Source organism: Nitrospirota bacterium (genome assembly GCA_016207905.1).
Classification (GTDB): Bacteria; Nitrospirota; Thermodesulfovibrionia; order Thermodesulfovibrionales; family JdFR-86; genus JACQZC01.
The window spans coordinates 1-21,187 of the sequence record JACQZC010000044.1 but is presented as its reverse complement, the minus strand read 5'-3'; the positions used below and the strand labels follow the sequence as shown (position 1 = coordinate 21,187).

The 21,187-nt window shown below is 46.4% G+C and carries 28 protein-coding genes and 4 tRNA genes; 26 read left to right on the top strand and 6 right to left on the bottom strand.

Translation table 11 applies throughout. The features are described from left to right. Window positions 1-149 precede the first annotated feature (149 nt). The 6 genes from HY805_05200 to HY805_05175 are packed head-to-tail and all read left to right on the top strand — an operon-like array spanning window position 150 to window position 5,215. Window positions 150-863 carry a DUF3108 domain-containing protein gene (locus tag HY805_05200; GenBank protein ID MBI4823608.1) on the top strand — a complete coding sequence of 238 codons (714 nt, stop codon included), beginning with the start codon at window positions 150-152 and terminating at the stop codon, window positions 861-863. Continuing rightward, window positions 860-1,651 carry a glycosyltransferase family 2 protein gene (locus tag HY805_05195; GenBank protein MBI4823607.1) on the top strand — a complete coding sequence of 264 codons (792 nt, stop codon included), beginning with the start codon at window positions 860-862 and terminating at the stop codon, window positions 1,649-1,651. Before HY805_05200 ends, HY805_05195 begins: the two co-directional genes overlap by 4 nt. Continuing rightward, window positions 1,629-2,819 (top strand): O-antigen ligase family protein, encoded by a 1,191-nt coding sequence (locus HY805_05190; GenBank protein MBI4823606.1) that lies wholly within the window; start codon window positions 1,629-1,631, stop codon window positions 2,817-2,819. The genes HY805_05195 and HY805_05190 overlap by 23 nt, the downstream gene beginning before the upstream one ends. After that, the gene (locus HY805_05185; protein ID MBI4823605.1) at window positions 2,806-3,561 is read left to right on the top strand and encodes a glycosyltransferase family 2 protein; all 756 of its coding nucleotides are present in this window, start codon (window positions 2,806-2,808) and stop codon (window positions 3,559-3,561) included. The genes HY805_05190 and HY805_05185 overlap by 14 nt, the downstream gene beginning before the upstream one ends. Next, on the top strand, window positions 3,558-4,352 hold the full coding sequence (locus HY805_05180; protein MBI4823604.1) for a class I SAM-dependent methyltransferase: 795 nt from the start codon (window positions 3,558-3,560) through the stop codon (window positions 4,350-4,352). Before HY805_05185 ends, HY805_05180 begins: the two co-directional genes overlap by 4 nt. Continuing rightward, the gene (locus HY805_05175; GenBank protein ID MBI4823603.1) at window positions 4,349-5,215 is read left to right on the top strand and encodes a glycosyltransferase; all 867 of its coding nucleotides are present in this window, start codon (window positions 4,349-4,351) and stop codon (window positions 5,213-5,215) included. The genes HY805_05180 and HY805_05175 overlap by 4 nt, the downstream gene beginning before the upstream one ends. On the opposite strand, the gene HY805_05170 is transcribed toward HY805_05175, so the two are convergent. The 5 genes from HY805_05170 to dinB all read right to left on the bottom strand — a co-directional run bounded on the left by HY805_05170 (window position 5,213) and on the right by dinB (window position 6,708). Beyond that, window positions 5,213-5,285: transfer RNA gene (locus HY805_05170), tRNA-Lys, on the bottom strand. The two genes, HY805_05175 and HY805_05170, sit on opposite strands and share 3 nt — an antisense overlap. Before the next feature lie 54 nt (window positions 5,286-5,339). Then, window positions 5,340-5,413, bottom strand: a tRNA-Arg gene (locus HY805_05165). A gap of 15 nt (window positions 5,414-5,428) precedes the next feature. Then, a tRNA-His gene (locus HY805_05160) sits at window positions 5,429-5,501 on the bottom strand. A 93-nt stretch (window positions 5,502-5,594) separates the two neighbouring features. Beyond that, window positions 5,595-5,669, bottom strand: a tRNA-Arg gene (locus HY805_05155). A gap of 37 nt (window positions 5,670-5,706) precedes the next feature. Beyond that, window positions 5,707-6,708 carry a DNA polymerase IV gene (gene dinB / locus HY805_05150; protein ID MBI4823602.1) on the bottom strand — a complete coding sequence of 334 codons (1,002 nt, stop codon included), beginning with the start codon at window positions 6,706-6,708 and terminating at the stop codon, window positions 5,707-5,709. A gap of 303 nt (window positions 6,709-7,011) precedes the next feature. Between dinB and HY805_05145 the strand changes: the two genes are divergently transcribed. The 20 genes from HY805_05145 to HY805_05050 all read left to right on the top strand — a co-directional run bounded on the left by HY805_05145 (window position 7,012) and on the right by HY805_05050 (window position 20,567). After that, window positions 7,012-7,782 (top strand): hypothetical protein, encoded by a 771-nt coding sequence (locus tag HY805_05145; GenBank protein ID MBI4823601.1) that lies wholly within the window; start codon window positions 7,012-7,014, stop codon window positions 7,780-7,782. Beyond that, the gene (locus tag HY805_05140; protein MBI4823600.1) at window positions 7,779-9,134 is read left to right on the top strand and encodes a sigma-54-dependent Fis family transcriptional regulator; all 1,356 of its coding nucleotides are present in this window, start codon (window positions 7,779-7,781) and stop codon (window positions 9,132-9,134) included. Before HY805_05145 ends, HY805_05140 begins: the two co-directional genes overlap by 4 nt. Before the next feature lie 201 nt (window positions 9,135-9,335). Continuing rightward, window positions 9,336-9,548, top strand: a complete 213-nt coding sequence (gvpA, locus tag HY805_05135; protein ID MBI4823599.1) for a gas vesicle structural protein GvpA — start codon at window positions 9,336-9,338, stop codon at window positions 9,546-9,548. Window positions 9,549-9,630: 82 nt separating this feature from the next. Continuing rightward, a complete protein-coding gene (locus HY805_05130; GenBank protein MBI4823598.1) occupies window positions 9,631-10,266 on the top strand; it encodes a hypothetical protein in 636 nt (211 codons plus the stop codon). 15 nt (window positions 10,267-10,281) lie between these two features. After that, window positions 10,282-10,587, top strand: a complete 306-nt coding sequence (locus HY805_05125) for a hypothetical protein (protein ID MBI4823597.1) — start codon at window positions 10,282-10,284, stop codon at window positions 10,585-10,587. Between the two features lie 25 nt (window positions 10,588-10,612). Then, window positions 10,613-10,789: a zinc ribbon domain-containing protein gene (locus tag HY805_05120; protein MBI4823596.1), complete on the top strand. Its 177-nt coding sequence runs from the start codon at window positions 10,613-10,615 to the stop codon at window positions 10,787-10,789. 8 nt (window positions 10,790-10,797) lie between these two features. Further along, entirely contained in the window at window positions 10,798-11,709 is a 912-nt protein-coding gene (gene gvpN / locus HY805_05115; protein ID MBI4823595.1) for a gas vesicle protein GvpN, read from the top strand. After that, on the top strand, window positions 11,684-12,004 hold the full coding sequence (locus HY805_05110) for a hypothetical protein (protein MBI4823594.1): 321 nt from the start codon (window positions 11,684-11,686) through the stop codon (window positions 12,002-12,004). Before gvpN ends, HY805_05110 begins: the two co-directional genes overlap by 26 nt. 16 nt (window positions 12,005-12,020) lie before the next feature. Then, the gene (locus HY805_05105; GenBank protein ID MBI4823593.1) at window positions 12,021-12,551 is read left to right on the top strand and encodes an Hsp20/alpha crystallin family protein; all 531 of its coding nucleotides are present in this window, start codon (window positions 12,021-12,023) and stop codon (window positions 12,549-12,551) included. Continuing rightward, window positions 12,552-13,493 carry an ArsA family ATPase gene (locus HY805_05100; protein MBI4823592.1) on the top strand — a complete coding sequence of 314 codons (942 nt, stop codon included), beginning with the start codon at window positions 12,552-12,554 and terminating at the stop codon, window positions 13,491-13,493. 24 nt (window positions 13,494-13,517) lie between these two features. Further along, complete coding sequence (locus HY805_05095; protein ID MBI4823591.1) at window positions 13,518-15,650, top strand: CDC48 family AAA ATPase; 2,133 nt, start codon at window positions 13,518-13,520, stop codon at window positions 15,648-15,650. Window position 15,651: 1 nt separating this feature from the next. Further along, window positions 15,652-16,674, top strand: a complete 1,023-nt coding sequence (locus HY805_05090; protein ID MBI4823590.1) for a GvpL/GvpF family gas vesicle protein — start codon at window positions 15,652-15,654, stop codon at window positions 16,672-16,674. A gap of 2 nt (window positions 16,675-16,676) precedes the next feature. Then, window positions 16,677-17,444 carry a GvpL/GvpF family gas vesicle protein gene (locus HY805_05085; GenBank protein MBI4823589.1) on the top strand — a complete coding sequence of 256 codons (768 nt, stop codon included), beginning with the start codon at window positions 16,677-16,679 and terminating at the stop codon, window positions 17,442-17,444. Between the two features lie 5 nt (window positions 17,445-17,449). Continuing rightward, a complete protein-coding gene (locus tag HY805_05080) occupies window positions 17,450-17,674 on the top strand; it encodes a gas vesicle protein GvpG (GenBank protein MBI4823588.1) in 225 nt (74 codons plus the stop codon). Between the two features lie 17 nt (window positions 17,675-17,691). After that, window positions 17,692-17,955, top strand: a complete 264-nt coding sequence (locus tag HY805_05075) for a hypothetical protein (protein ID MBI4823587.1) — start codon at window positions 17,692-17,694, stop codon at window positions 17,953-17,955. 16 nt (window positions 17,956-17,971) lie between these two features. Continuing rightward, window positions 17,972-18,739 carry a GvpL/GvpF family gas vesicle protein gene (locus tag HY805_05070; GenBank protein ID MBI4823586.1) on the top strand — a complete coding sequence of 256 codons (768 nt, stop codon included), beginning with the start codon at window positions 17,972-17,974 and terminating at the stop codon, window positions 18,737-18,739. A 13-nt stretch (window positions 18,740-18,752) separates the two neighbouring features. Then, a complete protein-coding gene (locus HY805_05065; protein ID MBI4823585.1) occupies window positions 18,753-19,313 on the top strand; it encodes a gas vesicle protein K in 561 nt (186 codons plus the stop codon). Further along, window positions 19,310-19,606, top strand: coding sequence for a hypothetical protein (locus tag HY805_05060; protein MBI4823584.1), 297 nt, complete (start codon window positions 19,310-19,312; stop codon window positions 19,604-19,606). The genes HY805_05065 and HY805_05060 overlap by 4 nt, the downstream gene beginning before the upstream one ends. After that, window positions 19,591-19,887, top strand: coding sequence for a gas vesicle protein (locus HY805_05055; protein MBI4823583.1), 297 nt, complete (start codon window positions 19,591-19,593; stop codon window positions 19,885-19,887). Before HY805_05060 ends, HY805_05055 begins: the two co-directional genes overlap by 16 nt. Next, window positions 19,884-20,567 carry a hypothetical protein gene (locus HY805_05050; protein MBI4823582.1) on the top strand — a complete coding sequence of 228 codons (684 nt, stop codon included), beginning with the start codon at window positions 19,884-19,886 and terminating at the stop codon, window positions 20,565-20,567. The genes HY805_05055 and HY805_05050 overlap by 4 nt, the downstream gene beginning before the upstream one ends. A gap of 256 nt (window positions 20,568-20,823) precedes the next feature. Here HY805_05050 and HY805_05045 read toward each other — a convergent pair whose 3' ends face one another. Beyond that, the gene (locus HY805_05045) at window positions 20,824-21,003 is read right to left on the bottom strand and encodes a hypothetical protein (protein ID MBI4823581.1); all 180 of its coding nucleotides are present in this window, start codon (window positions 21,001-21,003) and stop codon (window positions 20,824-20,826) included. Window positions 21,004-21,187 lie beyond the last annotated feature (184 nt).

Here is a 21,187-nt window from a genome sequence, read left to right as displayed (position 1 = left end):
TAAAGGCACGGACTTCGGTAAAATAACCAATGAGCAGGTGGCAATGGTAGCATCATTAATTAACACAAGGCCCAGAAAATGTCTGGGCTACAAGACGCCCCTTGAAGTCGCATCTGTTGCACTTCGAGATTGAATGTAGGTAATAGAAAATGCTCAATCGCTATTTTATTGCTATATTTTCTCTTTTGCTCTTTGGCAATGCCTCTGCCTTCAGCATCCCTGAAAGGCTTCAATACGACCTTAAATGGACAGGGATTAAGGCAGGCACTGCGGTCCTTGAGATTAAAAAGGAAGACGGAAATACGATAAGCATAATATCTCAAGCCACCTCTGCAGGCTGGGTCTCTGTGTTTTATCGTGTCCAAGACAGAACAGAGAGTAAGGTAAGTGCAGGTTCTATAATGCCCCTTCGCTATTGCATAAAACTGAAGGAAGGCAAACACAGAAGGGATAAAGAGGTAATATTCGACCATAAAGGAGGAAAGGTCACATATATTGACCACCTTAGCGGAGAAAAAAAGGAGTTTAATATCTCAGGAAAGGTTTTTGACCCTCTGTCCGGGTTTTTCTATCTAAGGCAATTGCCACTTGAGGTAGGCAAATCCGTATATCTGCCTATCTTTGACAGTAAAAAGCTATGGGATGTCGAGGTTTCTGTCTTAAGAAAGGAAAAGATAAAGACCTCATTAGGGACATTCGATACGATTGTCATTATGCCATTGATGAAATCAGAAGGCATATTTTCGAGGGAGGGCGATATTTTAATCTGGCTTACGGATGATGAAAAAAGGATTCCCATCCGCTTGAAATCAAAGGTTAAGATCGGCTCTATTACAGCAGAGCTTGTCGAAGGTAAATATTGAAGGTATCGGTAATAGTCACCACTTATAACCGCCCCTCTTACCTTAAAAAGGTTCTCGAGGGGCTTGCCTTTCAGAAAACACTGCCTGATGAGGTCATAGTTGCAGACGATGGCTCAGGAGCAGAGACAGAAGATGTTGTGAGGGGCTTTGCTGAAAAGGCATCTTTCCCTGTAATTCATGTGTGGCATGAGGACAAGGGGCGCAGGGCTGCAAAGACTAGAAACGAGGCAATAAAAAAATCGGTCTGCGGATATATAGTGATACTCGATGATGATTGTATCCCTGACAGACGCTTTGTTTATGACCACATCAGACTTGCCGAAAAGGGGTGCTTTGTGCAGGGCAAGAGGGTCATCGTGGGCAGGAAGGCATCCGGGGCGTTTTCCGCGCGCGATGCCAATTCCCTCCCTGCGCTTCTTAAACTTGCGGCCGGTTTTTCCATATCCAACAGCCATCATATCCTCCGCATGCCGTTTTTCCCGGCAAGAAGAAACAGAAAGCTCAAGGGCATTATGAGTTGTAACATGGGCTTTTTCAGGGACGATATCTTTGCCGTAAACGGCTTTAACGAGGCGTTCGTCGGCTGGGGAAGGGAGGACTCGGAACTCGGCGTGAGGCTTTTTAATTACGGCATAAAACGCAAGGAGCATCTTTTCAGGGCAATATGCTATCACCTCTGGCATCCATCGTATCCAAGGGAATCGCTTCAAAGAAACGACATGATACTTGAAGAAACAATAAAAAGTGGAGTATACTTTAGTCCCTATGGAATTATTAAAAAGCACTGAAAGACTTATGTTTTTAAGCCTTTGCGGGCTTTTCTTTCTTATCCCTGTTGCTACATCACCATCTGTAATTGTAGGGCTTACCACATTAGCTATCTGGGTCTTTTCAGGTAAGTTTATCAAAAACCGTTCATGGCTTAAACAGAGGTGGTCACTTCCTGTGATTGCCATGATGTTACTACCGTGGGTAGGACTTTTATGGACGGAAGATGTCACAACTGGGCTAAGCTTTGCAAGAAAAAGTCATTACTGGCTTTTTGCCTTTGCCATTGCATCTTTATCTTTTTCTTCTTTGAGGGTAGATGCTCTCATGAAGGCATACATAGGAGGTGTTTCATTTACAGCCCTGCTTTTTTTAATGCAACTTGCAGGGGCAATACCAATGAGACCTCCTTATTCAGTAGGACTTCTTAATAAATGGGCACATATAAGTTTTTCACTTCTTCTTACATTCAGCGTCCTGCTTCTTTCTTTTTATTTTAAAGAGGCTAAACAAAAAAGAGATAAGGTGATCTGCCTCTGTCTTATGCTCTTGAATTTCCTTGCACTTTCCATGTTGTTTTCAGATAGCGGTCATCTTGCATTCATCCTCCTCAGCCCCCTCGTAGCGTATAATATCTTGAGCAAAAGACATCTATTGAATGTCCTGATTGTCAGTGCACTTATGACAGGGGCACTGTTTCTTTCTCCTGTAACTCAGAACCGCCTGATAGAAGCAGTTACCGGAACAATAACCTATACTGAGAGCACTGACCTTACACCTATTGGAGGAAGGTATTATATGTGGACAGGTGCATTGAAGATTTATCTTAAAAACCCTGTCTTTGGCATTGGAACAGGGGGGTATCAGTCAGAAATAAGGAAGCTGAGGATAAACGGACAGCTGGCTGAAAAAATTATTACTGAAGACCCCATCCAGCCCCATAACAGTTTTCTTTATATGGCTGTAAGTTTTGGCATCCCTGGTATAATAACCCTCGTATGGCTATTTGCATTGCTGATTAAAAGCGGATGGCAAAACCGCAGTTCCCTTACAGGATTTTCCATACTTGCCTTCACCCTTACATTGCTCATAGGCAGTCTGACTGATACACAAATCCTTCAGGTTCATACAGGAATGCTGTTTGCCCTTTTTACAGGACTTTCAGGGACATCTGATGAAAGAGTCTAAGTCTCCACTTTCAGTAGCCATCATCACAAAGAACGAAGAGGAGATGCTTCCAGACTGTCTTAATAGTGTATCCTTTGCAGATGATGTGGTTGTTGTTGACTCAGGCTCTACTGACAATACGGTTGAGATAGCTCAAGACTTTGGAGCAAGAACATTCATAGAGGAATGGAAGGGCTATGGACCGCAGAAAAACAGTGCTGTAAGCAAATGCAAACATGACTGGGTGCTGATAATCGATGCAGACGAAAGGATACCGTCTGAGACAAAAGAAGTAATATTAAAAATCCTGACCAATCCCTTTTCGGATGCATATAGTTTTCCGAGAAAAAACTTTTTCCATGGAAAATGGATAAAACACTGCGACTGGTGGCCTGATGAGACCGTAAGACTTGTAAGAAAAAATCTCGGCAGATTTAAAAATATAACTCATGAAAAATGGGTTACTGAAGGAAAGGTTGCTAAACTTAATACACCGATAGAGCATTATAGCTTCAGAAGATATTCTGACATGCTCAGGGTCTTAGAGAACAGAACAACTGCCATGGCAGAAGAGCTTTTTAAAGAAGGCAAAAGAGTAAACCCTCTTACTCCATTTATCGATGGAATTTTTATGTTTCTCAAGATATATATATTGAAGCTCGGATTTCTCGATGGTTTTGATGGATTTGTGATTGCCCTTTCGAGGGCAGTTGGAGTATTTTTTAAGTATGCAAAACTCCTTGAGTTACAAAGAAAGAAATGAAACTGCCTGAAGGTTTTAATAATGCCCTCAATGATGCACTGAATATCGCAAGGGGCATCGAGGGCTATCTTTCGGATAGGGAGATGAGATTTCTATTTCTTCTTGGTGCATGCCCGACAACCGAAGGCTCTGTCTTAGAGATAGGCAGTTTTAAAGGTAAATCTACTGTTATATTAGCAAAGGCATTAAAAGGGGAAAAGATTGTAGCAGTTGACCCTCTGACCTCTCCATCTATAACAGACCCTGATTTAAAAGGTAAGGCATCAGCATGGGATGAGTTTGAGAAAAATATTAAAAATACAGGTGTTGAAAATGTTGTTGAGTTTCATCAGATGTTCTCACATGAGCTTGCAAAGGACTGGCAGAGAAACATCAGGCTTTTATGGATAGACGGAGACCACACATATAAAGGCACAAAGACCGATTTTGACCTTTTCTCGGGATTTCTTAAAGACAGGGCAATAATTGCTTTTCATGATGTGCTTGGCTTTATTGGCCCATTGAGGGTGTTTTTGGAAGATATTCTTCTTTCAGATAGATTTGGTTCTTCAGGCCTTGTTGGAACAATTGGCTGGGCACAATATCTCAAAGACAAAGAGCAGGCTTTAAGATATAAAGAGGAAAAATTGAAGCTGTATCTTAAATTAAGCAGGCTCATGCCGATTGTAAGTTCAGACAGGGCTTTAAATGGGTTAAGAAGGCTGAAATATAAGTTTTTAAGAAGCCGTATTCCGCACTCAGGGCTGTCCCCTGAAAAATGGCTGAGTAAGGTATTTGGGGAGGTCGATTGAAGGTAAGTGGATTTACATTCGTAAGAAATGCCATAAAGTTGGGCTACCCTGCTATAGAGTCAATCAAATCCATACTTCCCATAGTAGATGAGTTTATTGTCAATGTAGGCCCTTCTGAGGATAATACCCTCCGTTTGATAGAATCCATAGGCGACCCAAAAATCAGGATAATCACATCCTCATGGAATGAAAACATGAGCACAAAGGGATTTGTCTATGGACAGCAAAAGACAATTGCTCACTATAACTGCACAGGGGACTGGGCATTCTACATAGAGGCAGACGAGGTTGTGCACGAGGATGACATCTCAAGGATTTATGACTCTATGAAAAGGCATCTCGATAACCCAAAGGTCGAGGCACTCATTTTTGACTATATCCACTTTTATGCAGACCCATGGACATATATCGATAGCCCTCACTGGTACAGAAGGGCACCGAGAATTATAAGAAATACCCTGAGAGCATATTCGCCTGATGGGCTTTTCTTTGTTGTGCTTCAGAGTAATAAAAAGGGTTGCTATCCATATTCAGCCCTCACAGGTGCAAATATGTATCACTATGGATGGGTAAGAAGAGAAGATGAGATGAATGAAAAAAGCAGGCTCGTCAATAAATACTGGGGAAAGGAGCCGTATAATATCTCATACAGAGACATCGACCCGACTATCTTGAGAAGATTTAGAGGCACTCATCCTGCAATTATGAAAGAGTGGCTTTTGAGGGCACAGAAAGACTTTGAGCCAAATAGGGATTATAAACCTTCATCGAGGGACATGAAACAAAGACTTAAAAAGAAGATAGAGGATATTTTCGGCATAGACCTCAGCAAGAAACATTTCAGGCTTATAAGGGGTAAGTGAGCCGTGCAGGATTCGAACCTGCGACCCGTTGATTAAGAGTCAACTGCTCTACCAACTGAGCTAACGGCCCATCTTAATGTATGTTACATTACCATGCATTAACTGACTATCGCAAATCTGATTACGCGCCTGACCCGATTCGAACGGGCGACCTGAGGCTTCGGAGGCCTCTGCTCTAATCCACTGAGCTACAGGCGCATTTAAAAATTTAAGGGTGGGCGAGGGGACTCGAACCCCCAACACCTGGAGCCACAGTCCAGTGCTCTAACCATTGAGCCACGCCCACCGAACAGCGAGACATCCTAAATATTATAACCTATTCTTATCTGAAGGGGTAACTTCACTTTAGAGCAGTCAGAATAAAATGTGAAGAGAAAAACGCGCCTGAAGGGATTCGAACCCCTGACCCACTGCTTAGAAGGCAGTTGCTCTATCCAGGCTGAGCTACAGGCGCATCAACTGTATTTTACCAGAATTCATCAAAAGGATTTTTATTGAAGCCCACTGAGCCTAACGCCTACAAGTCTTATTTTTTTACCCTTTAGCTCGAATCTTCCAAGTGCCTCAAATGCGGTCTTCCTTAGGGACTCAAGGGAGTCGGTAGCTGTATCGAGGCTCTTTGCCCTTGTCTGGGTCTTAAAATCGCTGTATCTGATTTTGACTGTGACTGTCTTTGCCTGGTATCCTGCTGACTTTAGGTCTTCTGTAACATCATGTGTTAGCTCTGCAAGTGTTTTTGCTATTGTCTGCCATTTATCTGAGTCTTTCTGAAATGTCAGCTCCCTGCTCATCGACCTTGGCTCCCATTCGGTAATGAGAGGACTTTCGTCTATGCCTCTCGATGCCTCATGGAGGTATGTGCCGTATGAGTTGCCAAAGTGTTTTGTGAGCTCTTCAAGTGACATGGCACTGAGATGTCCAATGGTGTCTATACCAAGCCCATTAAGATATGCCTCTGTCTTTGGCCCTACGCCATAGAGCTTTCTAACAGGTAGGGGATTCAGAAACTCATTTATTTTTGATGGCTCTACTATGGTAAGTCCATCTGGTTTTTGGATATCGGAAGCTATCTTTGCAATGAGCTTATTTATTCCTATGCCGATAGAACAGGTCAAGGAGGTCTCTTTCAGGATTTTTTCTTTTATCCTTCTGGCGATTTCTTCGGATGGCTCTTTGCTTTCGGATATGTCAAGGAATGCCTCGTCAATCCCGACATCCTCCACCGTAGGACCGAACTCCCTTAAGATTCTTTTAACTATGGATGATGCCTCTGCATACACTTCTATATCCACGGATAGAAAGACTGCGTGAGGGCAGAGCCTGTAAGCAGTTCTAAGTGGCATCCCGCTATGTATTCCGTATTTCCTTGCCTCGTAATTTGCTGTGGACACTACACCCCTTGCAAATGGGTCACCACTTCCACCTACGACAACAGGCTTGCCTTTGAGCTCAGGTCGTCTTCTTTCTTCAACTGCCGAAAAAAAAGAATCCATGTCTATGTGAAGGATACTTCGCATCAGTGTCAGAAGAAATTATTCAGGGCGATAAACCCGATTTTTCATATTCTACCAAATCGGGATAAGTCTTTGTAATGAGATGGTGCTTTTTGACTACATCGTGCGCAGACGACTTTTATGGAGTTTTCCTTTTTGAATGAAACCCGCATTAAATGCCGTATGCTCCCGACCCTCCTTAAATACAGTCCACGACTATTAATAGTATTTATTAGAACCATGCAAATATCAGTTGCAACGAGTCAAGGTACATGGTAGCATCTAAAAACAAGGAGTACCCGTGTGGGAAAACATAAAACACCTGATGCCATGGCAGACGGCATCCAGACAATAGAACGCATTAAAGGCACAACCTCTCTGATGAATCCAGAGCGGCTGGTTAGAATCAGGTATCTGGAGGCAGGCATAGCCCATGACATTAAAAACCCTGTCAGCAACATCAAGGCAGTGGCGCAGTTCTGCCTTAACAGATACGAGCTTGACGAACCGGTAAGGAAAAGCCTCAAGGTCATAGTGAAAAACTCGGAGATGGCAAACAGAACCGTTAATGTCTTACTCAACCTTGCAAGGCCGCATGAGACAGCCTTTGTACCGTGTTCTGTAAATCGCGTTGTCCATAGGGCGTATAATTTGGTCAAGATGAGGTGCTTGAAGCAGGGGATTCGACTCAGCAAAAGACTACACAGAAAACTGCCCATGGTCCTGCTGGATGAAAACTTGCTTGAAGAGGCATTCCTGAATTTTATCCTGAATGCCATGGACGCCGTGCCCAGGGGCGGAAGGCTGTCAATCACTACATATCACGACCCTAAAATCGCAGAGGTTGTGGTAAGTTTCGCGGATTCGGGCTGTGGAATCCCCAAGAACAATCTGAAAAAGATATTCACCCCTTTTTTTACCACAAAAAAAGACGGCACAGGGCTGGGACTAACACTTGCCAAGCAGATTATCGAGCTTCACAGCGGAAGTCTCTATGTGGAGAGCAAACCCGGCTATGGCACCGAGGTGACGGTCAGCCTTCCATTACATACGGAAGAAAGGACTGGGCGATGAGCAAAATCCTGATAGTGGACGACGACAGGGACACACAGTGGAGTCTTTCAAACATTCTTCAGGCGGAAGGTTACGAGGCTGTGGCCATAGATGACGGCAGGAAGGCACTTAAAAAACTCAGGACTTATTCGCCCGACATAGTTCTGCTGGACATTAGACTGCCGAGGATGAACGGAATGGAAGTCCTGAGAGAAATAAAGGAAATAGACAGGCACATTGGTGTTATCATGCTCACGGCATACGGAGGGGTTAATGAAGCGGTGCGAGCCATGAAATTAGGGGCATTTGACTATATCAACAAGCCTTTTAATAACGAGGAACTGGTACTCACTATAAGAAAAGCGCTCCTTGTTGCCACGGCAAGGGATTTAAGAGGGAGGTTTGACGGAAAAATAGACCCCCAGCCCTTCAATGGTGAAAACCACGCGATAAAAGAAATCATGAAACAGGTCGAAATAGTGGCACCTACGAACATGACTGTGTTCCTCCATGGCGAAAGCGGCACCGGTAAAGGGCTGGTTACCCGGCTGATACACCAAAAAAGCCTGAGATGCGACAAGCCGTTAGTTACCGTGGACTGCGGAACACTGCCTGAGAACCTTGTTGAAAGCGAGCTCTTTGGCTATGAAAAAGGCGCCTTTACAGGTGCCAACGAAAAAAAGGAGGGAAGGTTTGAATCAGCCAACGGCGGAAGCCTCTTTCTGGACGAGATAAGCAACCTCCCACTGCCTCTTCAGGCAAAACTCCTCGGTGTGCTTCAACAGCGAAAAGTACAGCACCTAGGCAGTACAAAAGAGATAAAAATAGATGTGCGGGTGTTTGCCGCTACAAACAAAGACCTCTCCGAAGAAGTTAAAAAGGGCAGTTTCAGGGAAGACCTCTATCATCGGCTTAACGAGTTTAACATTACCTTACCACCGCTCAGGGAGCGGAAAGATGACATACCCCTGCTGGTCAAACATTTAATTGAGGAGGCAAACACTGAACTGAACAAAAATGTTGAAGGCATATCCGAGACGGCATTGCAGTGCCTCCTGAGCTACCATTGGCCTGGCAATGTGAGAGAACTGAGAAATACAATCAGGAGGGCAGTGCTCATGGCGGATTCAAACCTTATCAAGGAGGCAACACTTACCCCTCATTTCTCTTGGACCGAAAGGTTTCACTCAGGTGAAAAGCTTTATGAGGGTCTATCCCTTAAGGATATGGTCAGAAAGGTCTCTGAAGAAGTGGAAAAATCAGCACTCAAAAGGGCACTGGCACAGACAGGCTATAACAAGACCCGTGCCGCCAAGCTCCTCAGGATAGACCGCATGACACTATATTCAAAGATGAAGACTTACAGGCTATAGAACCGCCCTTACAGTTTGTAGATTTCTTTCATCAGACTTCTGCTTTTTTCCGGCATCTTGTATAAAACTCACAACTGACGAATTCCTGTTTGATATTGACCTGTTAGTGTATGGATGTTACTCCAGCACTTTAGTGAAGGCTGAGGCGGCATAATTGTTGCTACATGTCAGTAGAATCCAAATGAAAGGAGGTGAAAGAAAATGGCAGTAGAAAAGGCAATAGCATCTTCCAGTCTGGCTGAAGTCATTGACCGGATACTGGACAAGGGAGTGGTTATCGATGCGTGGGTGAGAATCTCGCTGGTAGGCATTGAGCTTCTGGCTGTAGAGGCAAGGGTGGTTGTGGCTTCGGTAGAGACATACCTGAAGTACGCAGAGGCTATCGGACTCACTGCAACGGCAGCAGCCGCTTAACAGCCACGGAAAACTCCTGCCAGAGCGTCCTTGAAAAAGCATGGTCTGCCGGGAGTATTCCTTGACTAAAGGAGAGTAGATTATGGGAATCGCCGAGGACATGAAAAAGTTTGCACATGAAATTGTTTCTTCATATGAGCAGAGAATCACTGCGATAGGCGAAATCATAGACAATACCCATCGGATGCTTGAAGGGTTCAGGAGCAACAGAAACGAGATGAGCATCAGGCTCAAGGAGTCCCTCGCTTTAGGAGAATCTTTAAGGAAAAAAGATTTTGACATCATGATGAAAGACATCATTGCCGGACAGGAAGAAAAACAAAGACAGGTGAAGGAGATGTTAAGAACTTACATGGAGGAACAAAAGGGAATGGTATCGGCACTCAAAGGGGCACTGGAAGAAAAAAGGGCAATAAGGGCAAGCGATTTTAAAGAAATGCTCCGGGACATTTACACTAAACAGAAGAAAAGGGAAGAGGAAATAAGTGGAATGCTGAGGGATTTTAGAGAGGAGCATGAAGAGATGACAGATTTCTTACAAAGCCTTCTGTCCAAAAGACAGGGGTCACGCATAGAGGACTTCAAGGGACTGTTGAACACCATTCGCACAAGGTGGAAAGAACAGGCAGAGGAAATAGAAGTTCGGAAAGGAGGTGTAACTGCATCTGCACAGATTGAGATTGCTGTTGAGGAGAGGATAAATCAGACTAACAATTAAAATGGAGGAAATGAAATGAACATGGCATCGGATATAAAAAGGTTAAGTAAAGACATCCTTTCGTCGTTCAATGATAGGGTGAATTTTATTACAGACTTAAAAAAGAAAACTGCCGACAACCTAGCAAGTGCGGAATCCGTTAGGTTGAAGGAATTCAAGGAGTTCATGAAGGGCATTCAGGAAAGACAGAGGGAAAGGGAAAATGAGGTCAGGGGTATGCTCAATGGCTTTAAAGCAGAGTTCAGTGAGATGGCAAATACATGGAGGCAGATGGTCCACACACTGCAGGAAAAGAGAGAGGCAGTCAGTGGTAGGGCATAATCCTGCTGACAAAAAAGGTGAAAGCATAAGCAGAGCATTCAAGTGTCCGGACTGCGAAGCCACAACATGGGGAGACCTCAAGCACTGCCCCAACTGCGGTCATTCCCTCACTGTGGCATGCCCTGTATGTGGCAGAACATGGCGCTACATCAACGAGTATAAATACTGTCCGAATTGCGGGACACAGATAAGTTTCCGATAGGGGGAAAAATGATAGATGAGACGACTACTGTGCTTGAGCCAATTGCCATGCCTGATTTCGTTGAGACCCCGTATATAGAAGACATTGCGAACAGGGCACTCACCTATATAAAGGCAGGTTTCCCTGTTCACTTCAGAGGGGTATCCGGCACAGGCAAGACGACTATGGCTATGCATGTGGCAGGTAAGATAGGCAGGCCGGTGGTGATGGTTCATGGCGATGAGGAGTTTACTACCTCCAATCTGGTCGGCGGGGAGTACGGCTACAGGTTTAAAAAAGTGGTTGACCGTTATGTTTCCAGAGTGCTCAGGCTTGAAGAGGATATGGTCAAGCGGTGGGTTGATAACCGCCTGACCGTAGCATGCAGGTACGGCTTTACCCTGATATATGACGAGTTCACCCGTTCAAGGCCGGAGGCAAACAATGTTTTACTTTCAATTCTCGGCGAAAAGATGCTGGATTTGCCAGCCGGCCGGTCAGAGGAACCCCATCTAAAGGTTGACCCGAACTTCACTGCCATCTTTACGAGCAACCCCGAGGAGTATGCAGGTGTATACAGGAGCCAGGACGCCCTCAGGGACAGGATGGTGACCATAGACCTTGACCACTTTGACAAAGACACAGAGGTTGCCATAACACAGGCGAAATCCAACCTCGGCGAAGAGGACTCCGAAAAGGTAGTCAACATCGTGAGGGGACTGAGGGAGTCGGGAAAATGCGAGTTCGCGCCAACGGTCAGGGGCTCAGTAATGATTGCAAGGGCACTCAAGATTCAGAACCTTACACCGGACAGTGCTAATGGGACATTTACCCAGATGTGCAGGGACATCCTTGCTTCTGAGACGAGCAGGGTAGGCTCAAAGACGAACCAGAACAAAGTTAAAGAGATGGTGGATGAACTGGTCAATAAATACTGCTGATATCAGCAGTCTTAGGAATATGAAAGGCGCACACAGTAGAGGCAGGCGTTCCATACCCAGGACAGCAGGCACCGCTCATATAGACATGTATATGCGCGAAAAGGAAAAAGAGCGTCTACAAAAGGAAGACGCCTCTCTCCGGAAGCGAGTGGCGTCAATCCAAAAGAGGTTGAACGAGATAAACAAAGAACTGGGAGCACCGGGCCGCTATATGACAGGAAGTCTGCTGAGGAAAAGAGTGAAAGACGAAAAAACTCAGGAAAAGAAGTGGAAGAAAATGAAGTTGTACTACTGAACAGTGAGGGGTGGATATGGCTGAAGAAAAGAAGAAAAAAAAAGAAGGTATGGATATTGACCTTGGCGTGGTCAAGTTGGGCTTCGGCGGATTACTCAAAGGGATAGAAAAGCTCGTTGACCTTGCATCTCGTCTTGAGGAGGCTGGCGGGGAGATTAAGAAAGAGGGCGAAATAGACCTGAGCCGACTTAAAGAGGGCATGAAGGGCGTCTACGGGTTTTCCATTAAGACCGCTGTGGGCGGAAAGCCTGTCGTTGAAACATTTGGCAATATCAGAGAGACGCCGGAAGGCACTGTTTTTGGCGAGGAGAGAGAGCCCCTGACAGATGTCTTTGATGAAAAAGACGAGGTCATTATCATTGTAGAGGTGCCCGGCATCAAAACAGAGGGGATATCTGTGGATTTGAAAGGCGATATATTGGAGATTCAAGCTGTTAATAAAAGCAGAAAGTATCGGAAGGAATTACTGCTTCCGTCAAAGGTCAAAAAGGAGACGCTCTCTTATACCTATAATAACGGCATACTCGATATCAGGGTTAAAAAGTGAATGCCGTTAATCGGGCTCATGAAACCATCGCTGAAGCTGATTTTATTCGGCGGAAAAGGAGGTGTGGGAAAGACCACCTGTGCCTCTGCCTCCGGACTCTATATGGGAGGGCACGGACTGAACACACTGCTCATCTCCACCGACCCTGCCCATTCCCTGTCAGACAGCTTGCAAAGAGATGTAGGCCATGAGGTAACAAGGTTGGAGGGCGTGAATAACTTAAGTGCTATAGAGATAAGCGCTGAAAAGGCGCTTGGGGATTTCAAAATGCAGTATTACGATGAACTTGAAAAACTCTTTGACACGAGCACTTATCTGGACACAGAGGACATAGAATCCTTACTTGGACTACCCATACCCGGCATAGACGAGGTAATGGGGCTTAAGAAGATTGTGGAATTAATAGAGGATGGCGGATTTAACAAGTATATAGTGGATACGGCTCCTACAGGCCATGCCCTTAGGCTCATGGGCTTGCCGGAGCTTTTGGATGACTGGATAAAGGTCATGTCGAAGATGAGATGGAAATACAGGTATATGGTCTCAAGTTTTGCGGGCAGGTATAGTCCCGACAGCGCTGACGATTTCCTTGTGTCCATGAAAAAAACCGTCAGTAAAATAAGGTCCCTCCTGAGCGACCCAGAGAGGTGCGAGTTTGTTGTCGTGACCATACCAGAAGATATGGCGGTCAAAGAGACCCGAAGGCTAATAAACAGTCTGAGACAATACAAGGTGAATGTGAACAAGCTTGTCATCAACAATGTCGTTCCGGAGGGTGAGTGCAGGCTCTGTCGGTCAAGGAGACAGGTACAGGGCAAATATATTAGGGAGCTTCAGGAACAATTCGGCGATTTAAGCACAACGGTTCTCCTGCTTCAGCCCCACGAAGTAAAAGGGCCTGATGCGCTCAGAAACCTCGGCAATGAGCTCATTGCCGATTGAGCCATGAAGAAAGAGAAGGCTGAGATGAAGAAAGAAAATACTCTGACCTTAAAGGCAAAAGAGGCACTTACTAAGGATGTAGGTAGGGCTATAGCGCGGATAGACCCTGAGGATATGAAAAGCATCGAGGCCGGGGCAGGGGATATCGTGGAGCTAATCGGCAAGGCAATGACCTCGGCCAGGGTAATGCCCTGCTACCCAGAGGAAAGGGCAAAGGGGATTGTTCAGATAGACGGCATAACAAGGGAAAACGCCCAGATAGGGCTGGGCGAGAAGGTAAAGATACGGAAAGTGCTTGCCAGTCCTGCGCAGAAGATTACGCTCTCTCCAATGACCCATCTTCACCCGGTACAGAGGGCAAAGGATGTCAGGTATATAGGCTCTCTTATCGAGGGGCTTCCGGTGACCGAGGGCGACAGGTTAAGGGTCAGTTTTTTCGGGGCAAGGGCATATGACTTCAAGGTGGTGGGCGTAATTCCCTCCGGCGTAGTCACCGTAAGTGCAAGCACTGTGATAAAGATAGAGGAAAAGGGGTCTGACAAGTTCAAGGCGGTCAAGGTCTCATATGAAGATATAGGCGGGCTTGGCAACCAGATTCGGAGAATCAGGGAGATGATAGAACTACCCCTCAAGTATCCCCAGGTCTTTGAAAGACTTGGGGTTGATCCCCCAAAAGGGGTTTTTCTCTATGGCCCGCCAGGCACAGGCAAGACCCTGATTGCCCGTGCTGTTGCTAACGAAACCGAGGCGTATTTCAGCAGCATAAGCGGTCCTGAGATAATGGGGAAGTTTTACGGAGAAAGCGAAGCCCGGCTAAGGGCTGTGTTTGAGGATGCCGAAAAACACGCCCCGGCCATAATCTTCATTGACGAGATAGATGCCATTGCGCCGAAGAGGGAGGAGATGGGCAGTGAGAAGCAGGTTGAGCGGAGGGTCGTTGCCCAGCTCTTGGCGCTCATGGACGGACTGCAATCCAGGGGCGAGGTTATAGTAATAGCCGCAACCAACATCCCTAATGTCATAGACCCTGCCCTGAGGCGGCCGGGCAGGTTCGACAGGGAAATCTCCATCCCCATCCCGGACAAAAACGGCAGACTGGAGATACTGAACATCCATACCAGGAGTATGCCTTTTGCCGAGGATGTCGATATAGGCAAACTTGCCGAGATTACCCACGGCTTTGTCGGCGCCGACCTCGAAGCACTTGTCAGAGAGGCGGCAATGTCGGCATTGAGGAAAATCATACCCGAGATAGATTTTGAGATGGCCGACATACCCTATGAGACACTCATGGGACTTCAGGTAACAATGGACAACTTCATCGAGGCGATGAAAGAGGTCGAGCCCTCAGCCATAAGAGAGGTCTTCGTAGAAGTTCCGGATGTGAAATGGACGGATGTGGGTGGGCTTGAGGATATAAGACAGGAACTGAAAGAGGCGGTTGAGTGGCCTTTGAAATACCCTGAGATGTTCAAAACAGCAGGAACCAATCCACCGAAGGGAATAATGCTTTACGGTGTCCCCGGCACAGGAAAGACCCTGATAGCCAAGGCAGTGGCTAACGAAAGCGGGGTCAACTTCATTGCGGTCAAAGGCCCGAGTCTGATTTCAAAGTACATCGGTGAAAGCGAAAAGGCCATCAGGGAGATATTCAAGAAAGCAAAACAGGCATCACCGACAATATTGTTTTTCGACGAGATAGATAGCCTTGTGCCCAGAAGAGAAGCGGGCATTGCAGATGCCCATGTGACCGAAAGGGTCATAAGCCAGTTCCTGACAGAGATGGACGGCATAGAAGAATTGAAGGGTGTCCTGGTTTTGGCCGCAACCAACAGGCTGGACATAATAGACCCGGCACTGCTTAGAAGCGGTAGGTTCGACCTCTTGCTTGAACTGCCTGTCCCTGATGCGGAGACCAGGCTTAAGATATTTGAAATCCACACCAGAGGCAAGCCCATGGACAAAGACATAGATTTACACGAGATGGCAGAACGAACCAATGACATGGTCGGCTCTGATATCAGTTTTATCTGCCGAAAGGCATCCATACTTGCGATAAGAGAACATATAAATCAGGGAGCAGGCGAGCTTCTAATCTCAAAGAGACATTTTGAGGAGGCGGTTAAGTTGCTCCGCGAGCAGGCAGAAAGGTATTAAGATGGAAGGCAAATACATCTACGGCATTATTGAGTCCACGGAGGGAAAGGTCTTTAATTCCGATAGAGAGGTTTACGCAATCCCTCATCAGGACATTTCCGCGGTTGTAAGCGACTCAGAGATAGTTGACTATAACACTCTGACCAAAGATATTGTGGCAAGGCATCTGCTCAGGCATCAGCAGGTAATGGAGGGGATTATGGATTCCTGCACCGTTATCCCCGTGAAACTGGGCACTTATGCCCTTAATACACAGGAAGTAGAAGAACTTCTTTTCGGAGGATACGGGGCGTTCAAGCGGGCATTCAGGGAGCTTGGCAACCGGATAGAGATGGAAGTGACGGCTGTATGCAGCGACCTCGACTCGGCTATTAAGGAAATCGGCAATGGACGGGAAGTAAAAGAACTAAAGGAACAACTGATGTCCCGACCGGGAGGGACATCTCTTGAAGAACGGATAAAAATAGGCAGGTTCATCAAGAACCTCTGGGATAGAGAGAGAGAAAGACTTGCCTCTGAAATAGAGGACAACTTAAGTGAGGCGGCTCTGACAGAAGCCGAACCCGAACTCTTCCTTAAAAGACATGCGCTGGCTGACGAAGGCATGATAACCAATGCTGCTTTCCTCATAGACAGGGGCAAAAGGTCTGAATTTGAAAGAAGGCTGGATGCCCTATCGGAGCTTTACGCCGGGAAAATAAACTTCAGGTGTGTCGGGCCTCTGCCTGCATACAGTTTCTACACAGCCGAGGTTAGAAAGGTCTGCATTGAAGAGGTTAACCAGGCAAAAAAAATATTATGCCTGAAAAGCGATGCTCTCACCGAGAATAGCGTCAAAAAGGCATACAGGAACCTTGCCCCACTTTACCATCCTGATGTAAATCAAGGAAGACCCGAGGCAGAGAGTCGGTTCACTGAGATAAACAGGGCATACAAGTTGCTGATTGAGTATTGCCTCCTCAAACAGAGCGGTGGCATTACAGGAACGGCTCAGGATTTCATCGCAGTCAGGATGGGCAGGTAGCTGTGCAAAAGAAAGCAAAATACATTTATTGCATAGCTCAGACGGCACTGCAACGGAATTTTGGCCCTATCGGCATTGGAGGCAGAGGGGATGAGGTCATTACCGAGGGCTGTGGCGATTTAAGCATGGTTGTCAGCAATACCACTGAAACAAGGTATGCAGTAAGCAGAGACAATGTGCTTGCTCATGAAAGGGTGGTTGAGGAGGTAATGAAGGAGTTTACGGTCCTGCCCGTGAGGTTCTGCACTATAGCACCGAGCACCGGAAAAATACAGAACCTCTTGGAGACAAGACAGAGGGAGTTCAAGTGCCTGCTGAAAGACATGGACTATAAGGTAGAGTTGAGCGTGAAGTCCGTATGGAAAAATATGGACACTGTCTTTAAGGAGATACTGAAGGAAAACAGGGAAATCCAATGCCTAAAAGAAAAGCTCCAAAACGATTCTGGCAGAAAAAACACCGAGGCAAAGATAGCGATTGGCGGTATGGTAGAGCAGGCGCTGGAAAGGAAAAAGAACAGGGAGGCAGAGGCGGTATTGGCTGTGCTGAAAAAGGCGGCGGTTGATTACAGGGTTAACAGGACTTACGGCGGTGGAATGTTTCTGAATGCCGCTTTTCTGGTGGACAAGGGCAGAGAAAAAGAGTTTGACAATTTGATGGAGGACATCGGAAAGATGTATGAGGGCAGGGTCAAATTCCTGTATGTGGGTAATATCCCCCCTTATAATTTCGCCAACATTACCATCCACCCTGAAGAATGGGAGGTTTAAGAAAAGTGTTTCTAATAGATAATCTCCTGCTTCTGCCTTTCAAGGGGCTGGTGGGTGTGTTCAGAAAGGTCAATGAGATAGCCGAAAGGGAGTTGTCCGACGCCGACCTTATCCGTGAAAAACTCATGCAACTACAGTTAAGATTTGAGCTGGATGAAATCAGCGCCGAGGAATACGAAAGACAGGAAAGACAACTCATGGAGCACCTGGACGCTATCGATGACGAATGAAAAACAGGAGGTGTGAGATGACAAGACTCGAAGAGGTTGACAGGGTTGTTAATGAGTTCTTAAAAAAGACGCTTAAGGTGGAGGACGACAGAATAAGGATTATCAGGACGGCAAGGTCCAACGATGGCTGGGGTGCGGATGTAGAGGTCTTTGAGGATAGTTCGTTCATAAAGTCCCTGGGGCTTCCCACAAAAGTGAAGGACAGGAACATCTATACGGTCAACATGGATGCTGGCTTGGAAGTCCTGTCTTTTGAGCGGCAGAGACACGAGGAGTCATAATGAAAGGAAAACCCCGGTGTCTTCAGAGTTGATTTATCTATACTGCCTGACCGGAAAAATCCCGGAGAACAAGGTCATCGCAGGCATTGACGGCAATGTCCGCTTTATCCCCAACAAAGGCATCCATGCAGTAGTAAGCAGGGTGAAAGAGGGCGCATTTACAAAAAACCTTAAGGAAAACCTGTCTGACATGAGATGGGTCGAGTCTAAGGTGCTGGCTCATGCGCAGGTTGTGGCAAAGATGAGTGAACACGCCACAATCATACCCTTTAAATTCGCCACCGTCTTCAGGACGAGCAGAAGCCTCAGGGCGATGCTCGATGCCCACCGTGACGAATTAAATGATCTCCTGAACCGACTGGAAGGCAAAGAAGAATGGGGTCTCAAGGTCTACTGCGGCGCGGAAAGACTCAGTACTGCCTGCCGGGACAAACAGATTCGGAAAATAGACAGGGAGATCAGTTCCGTTTCAGCAGGGAAAGCATATCTCTTAAGAAAGAAAAAACAGAAGGTGATAGAGGATATCGCAACCGAAAAAATCAGTGAGTGGTCAGGAGAATGTCTTGAGACACTCAGCCAATGGAGTGCCGAGACCCGCATCAACAGGCTGATTCCGAAAGAGATGACCGGGCGGAATGAGGAGATGATTCTCAACTTTGCTTTTCTGGTGGACAAGAGCAGACTCAGTGGCTTCATAAACGGTGTGGACCTGCTGAAGGACAAATTACCCTTGCTTGACCTCGATTGCACAGGGCCATGGCCGCCGTATAATTTCTGTCGATAAAATAGGAGGCGCTGTGAGCAGTATCGCCCTATCAAGAAATGTTAGCCTCGTGGAGGCCCTCGACAGGGTATTAGACAAAGGTGCGGTCCTGAGCGGGGACTTAATGCTTTCCGTAGCAGATGTGGACCTGGTCTTCGTAGGTCTCAGGGTAATGATTGCCTCTGTGGATACTGCTGAAAAGGTGCGTGGCGCAACAGGCAGTCCGATTTCTGGCGCCAAGTTTAGCATGGGAAAGAGGTGCCTACCTAAAACCAGCACACAGGAGCACGAAGACCGATGTAACAGAGCGTTTTTGACCGAAACTAAAGACATAAAGGGCGCAGATTCCCCGGCGGAAAAGGTCGAGCAGGGACTGGCAAAACTGGCGCTGACCATTGTGGAGCTCATCAGACAGCTCATGGAAAAACAAGCCCTAAGGAGAATAGACAGAGGGTCGGTTACGGGTGAAGAGGCCGAAAGGCTCGGTGCTGCATTCATGAAACTGGAGGGCAAGATGATAGAGCTTAAAGAGATATTCGGGCTCAAGGACGAGGAACTTAATCTGAGCCTAGGCCCCTTAGGGGATTTAATATGAAATCGGCAAGCTCAAAGATAAATTGCACTACATTCCAGAAACAGAGGCTTGAGTTCAAGAGCCTCACAGAAAAAATCGGAAAGGCAAAACAGGATACAGAAAGGGCAAAGTGCTCAAAGGGTCTAAAAAGGGAAGCGGAGGTGCTTCTTGGATGCGGTGAGTATTCCGAGACAGAGCCCTGCAGGGACTGCCGCACTATTGCCGAGGTCTACAAGATGCTGGCGAACTTGGTCACAAGTCGGACAGGACTGTCAAATACCGACAGGCAGGAGGAAATATGGCACAACAGATGATGCATGCGACACAGGCCACAAACTTGGCGGACATCTTAGAGCGGGTTTTAGATAAAGGAATCGTCATCGCCGGAGACATCAGGATAAACCTCGCGGACATCGAACTCCTAAACATTAAGATAAGGCTACTAATAGCCTCTGTGGACAAGGCTCTTGAAATGGGGATAAACTGGTGGCAGACCGACCCTTATCTTTCCTCTAAGGTAGCTGATGTAGAGGAGCAAAACAAGGGTTTTGGAAAGAGGCTGGAGCGCATGGAGAAAGCCCTGAAGAGCAAATGAGAACCTTACTCTATGTCCCGATCATCCATATGGAGGCAGACCTCGGCTCTGTTGCCGACAGCGTTACAAAGAGGACTATTGCAGAGTTGGGAGAGGAGGCATGGGCAAGACATAAAGAGACGGTGTCCAGCTATTGGGATGCCATAATCAAATACTTCAATGGCATTAAGGTCGCAGACATTAGGGCTTACCAGGACGGAATGGTCATTGGCGGTGACATCGGACGGAAGATAGTCTCCGAGGGCGTGAGGGCCGGCAGTAAGAACAGTGAGGTTCTGTTGATACTCATTCAGCGGGGCGCTGTTCTGGAAAAGACCGAAGACCTCGCCATGGTTAGCAAAGAGAGGGACTACATCGTCAAGTTAAAAAACGCTGTTACGGCAAGACAGAAAATGTCCGCCTATATAAGATACAGGATGAGTAAAAACCACCTTCTCGTAAAAAGGGACAGGTTTATAGCCGACAGGATAAACAGAACCTTGAAAGAGAGGGAAACCGGGGTTTTGTTCATCGGCGCGTATCACAATATAATCCCCTTGCTCGACAAAGACATCCGGGTAAAAGAAATAAAAGAGGTGGAAAAGATAAGGGCTTATCAGAAGATGTTCCTTTACGGACGGAAAGACAAAGAGCTTGAGGCGCTGTCCAGCTACCTAATTTCGCCAGTAGAGGACACCTGAACCGAAGGGGGCATTTGCCCCAGAACCTCTGGAGGCTTCCTTTTAGATGGTCGGGGCGTCTTCTTTCTTCGACTGCCGAAAAAAAGGAATCCATGTCTATGTGAAGGATACTTCGCATCAGTGTCAGAAGAAATTATTCAGGGCGATAAACCCGATTTTTCATATTTTACCAAATCGGGATAAGTCTTTGTTGTGAGATGGTGCTTTTTGACTATAGAAAAAAGCTTTTAAAGGAATGCCTCGGGAGTTTGCCTTATTACCTTATAGCGTAAAGCAATAGCATATTTGCAAAGTAAATAACCGCTATTGAAATCGAGTCCCATGCAAGAAAAAGTTTCCTTTTCTCGGAGCGGTAAATAAGACCGATGATAGCAACGGCTGACATCAGGATGGCGGAGAGCGCGGAGACGGCATGGTCAGGGCTTACAAAGCTCAAGATGGGGCCTTCGACAAAGAAAAAATCGTCGACAGCGAGGATGAAGATCCTACATTCAATCTCGAAGTGCAACAGATGCGACTTCAAGGGGCGTCTTGTAGCCCAGACATTTTCTGGGCCTTGTGTTAATTAATGATGCTACCATTGCCACCTGCTCATTGGTTATTTTACCGAAGTCCGTGCC

What these genes read in the sequence shown, in the direction of transcription:
- HY805_05200 (MBI4823608.1), top strand. Translation starts at nt 150, where the DNA reads ATGCTCAATCGCTATTTTATTGCTATATTTTCTCTTTTGCTCTTTGGC.
- HY805_05190 (MBI4823606.1), top strand. Translation starts at nt 1,629, where the DNA reads ATGGAATTATTAAAAAGCACTGAAAGACTTATGTTTTTAAGCCTTTGC.
- HY805_05185 (MBI4823605.1), top strand. Translation starts at nt 2,806, where the DNA reads ATGAAAGAGTCTAAGTCTCCACTTTCAGTAGCCATCATCACAAAGAAC.
- HY805_05180 (MBI4823604.1), top strand. Translation starts at nt 3,558, where the DNA reads ATGAAACTGCCTGAAGGTTTTAATAATGCCCTCAATGATGCACTGAAT.
- dinB (MBI4823602.1), bottom strand. Translation starts at nt 6,708, where the DNA reads ATGGATTCTTTTTTTTCGGCAGTTGAAGAAAGAAGACGACCTGAGCTC.
- HY805_05140 (MBI4823600.1), top strand. Translation starts at nt 7,779, where the DNA reads ATGAGCAAAATCCTGATAGTGGACGACGACAGGGACACACAGTGGAGT.
- gvpA (MBI4823599.1), top strand. Translation starts at nt 9,336, where the DNA reads ATGGCAGTAGAAAAGGCAATAGCATCTTCCAGTCTGGCTGAAGTCATT.
- HY805_05130 (MBI4823598.1), top strand. Translation starts at nt 9,631, where the DNA reads ATGGGAATCGCCGAGGACATGAAAAAGTTTGCACATGAAATTGTTTCT.
- HY805_05125 (MBI4823597.1), top strand. Translation starts at nt 10,282, where the DNA reads ATGAACATGGCATCGGATATAAAAAGGTTAAGTAAAGACATCCTTTCG.
- gvpN (MBI4823595.1), top strand. Translation starts at nt 10,798, where the DNA reads ATGATAGATGAGACGACTACTGTGCTTGAGCCAATTGCCATGCCTGAT.
- HY805_05110 (MBI4823594.1), top strand. Translation starts at nt 11,684, where the DNA reads ATGAACTGGTCAATAAATACTGCTGATATCAGCAGTCTTAGGAATATG.
- HY805_05105 (MBI4823593.1), top strand. Translation starts at nt 12,021, where the DNA reads ATGGCTGAAGAAAAGAAGAAAAAAAAAGAAGGTATGGATATTGACCTT.
- HY805_05100 (MBI4823592.1), top strand. Translation starts at nt 12,552, where the DNA reads ATGCCGTTAATCGGGCTCATGAAACCATCGCTGAAGCTGATTTTATTC.
- HY805_05095 (MBI4823591.1), top strand. Translation starts at nt 13,518, where the DNA reads ATGAAGAAAGAAAATACTCTGACCTTAAAGGCAAAAGAGGCACTTACT.
- HY805_05090 (MBI4823590.1), top strand. Translation starts at nt 15,652, where the DNA reads ATGGAAGGCAAATACATCTACGGCATTATTGAGTCCACGGAGGGAAAG.
- HY805_05075 (MBI4823587.1), top strand. Translation starts at nt 17,692, where the DNA reads ATGACAAGACTCGAAGAGGTTGACAGGGTTGTTAATGAGTTCTTAAAA.
- HY805_05060 (MBI4823584.1), top strand. Translation starts at nt 19,310, where the DNA reads ATGAAATCGGCAAGCTCAAAGATAAATTGCACTACATTCCAGAAACAG.
- HY805_05055 (MBI4823583.1), top strand. Translation starts at nt 19,591, where the DNA reads ATGGCACAACAGATGATGCATGCGACACAGGCCACAAACTTGGCGGAC.
- HY805_05050 (MBI4823582.1), top strand. Translation starts at nt 19,884, where the DNA reads ATGAGAACCTTACTCTATGTCCCGATCATCCATATGGAGGCAGACCTC.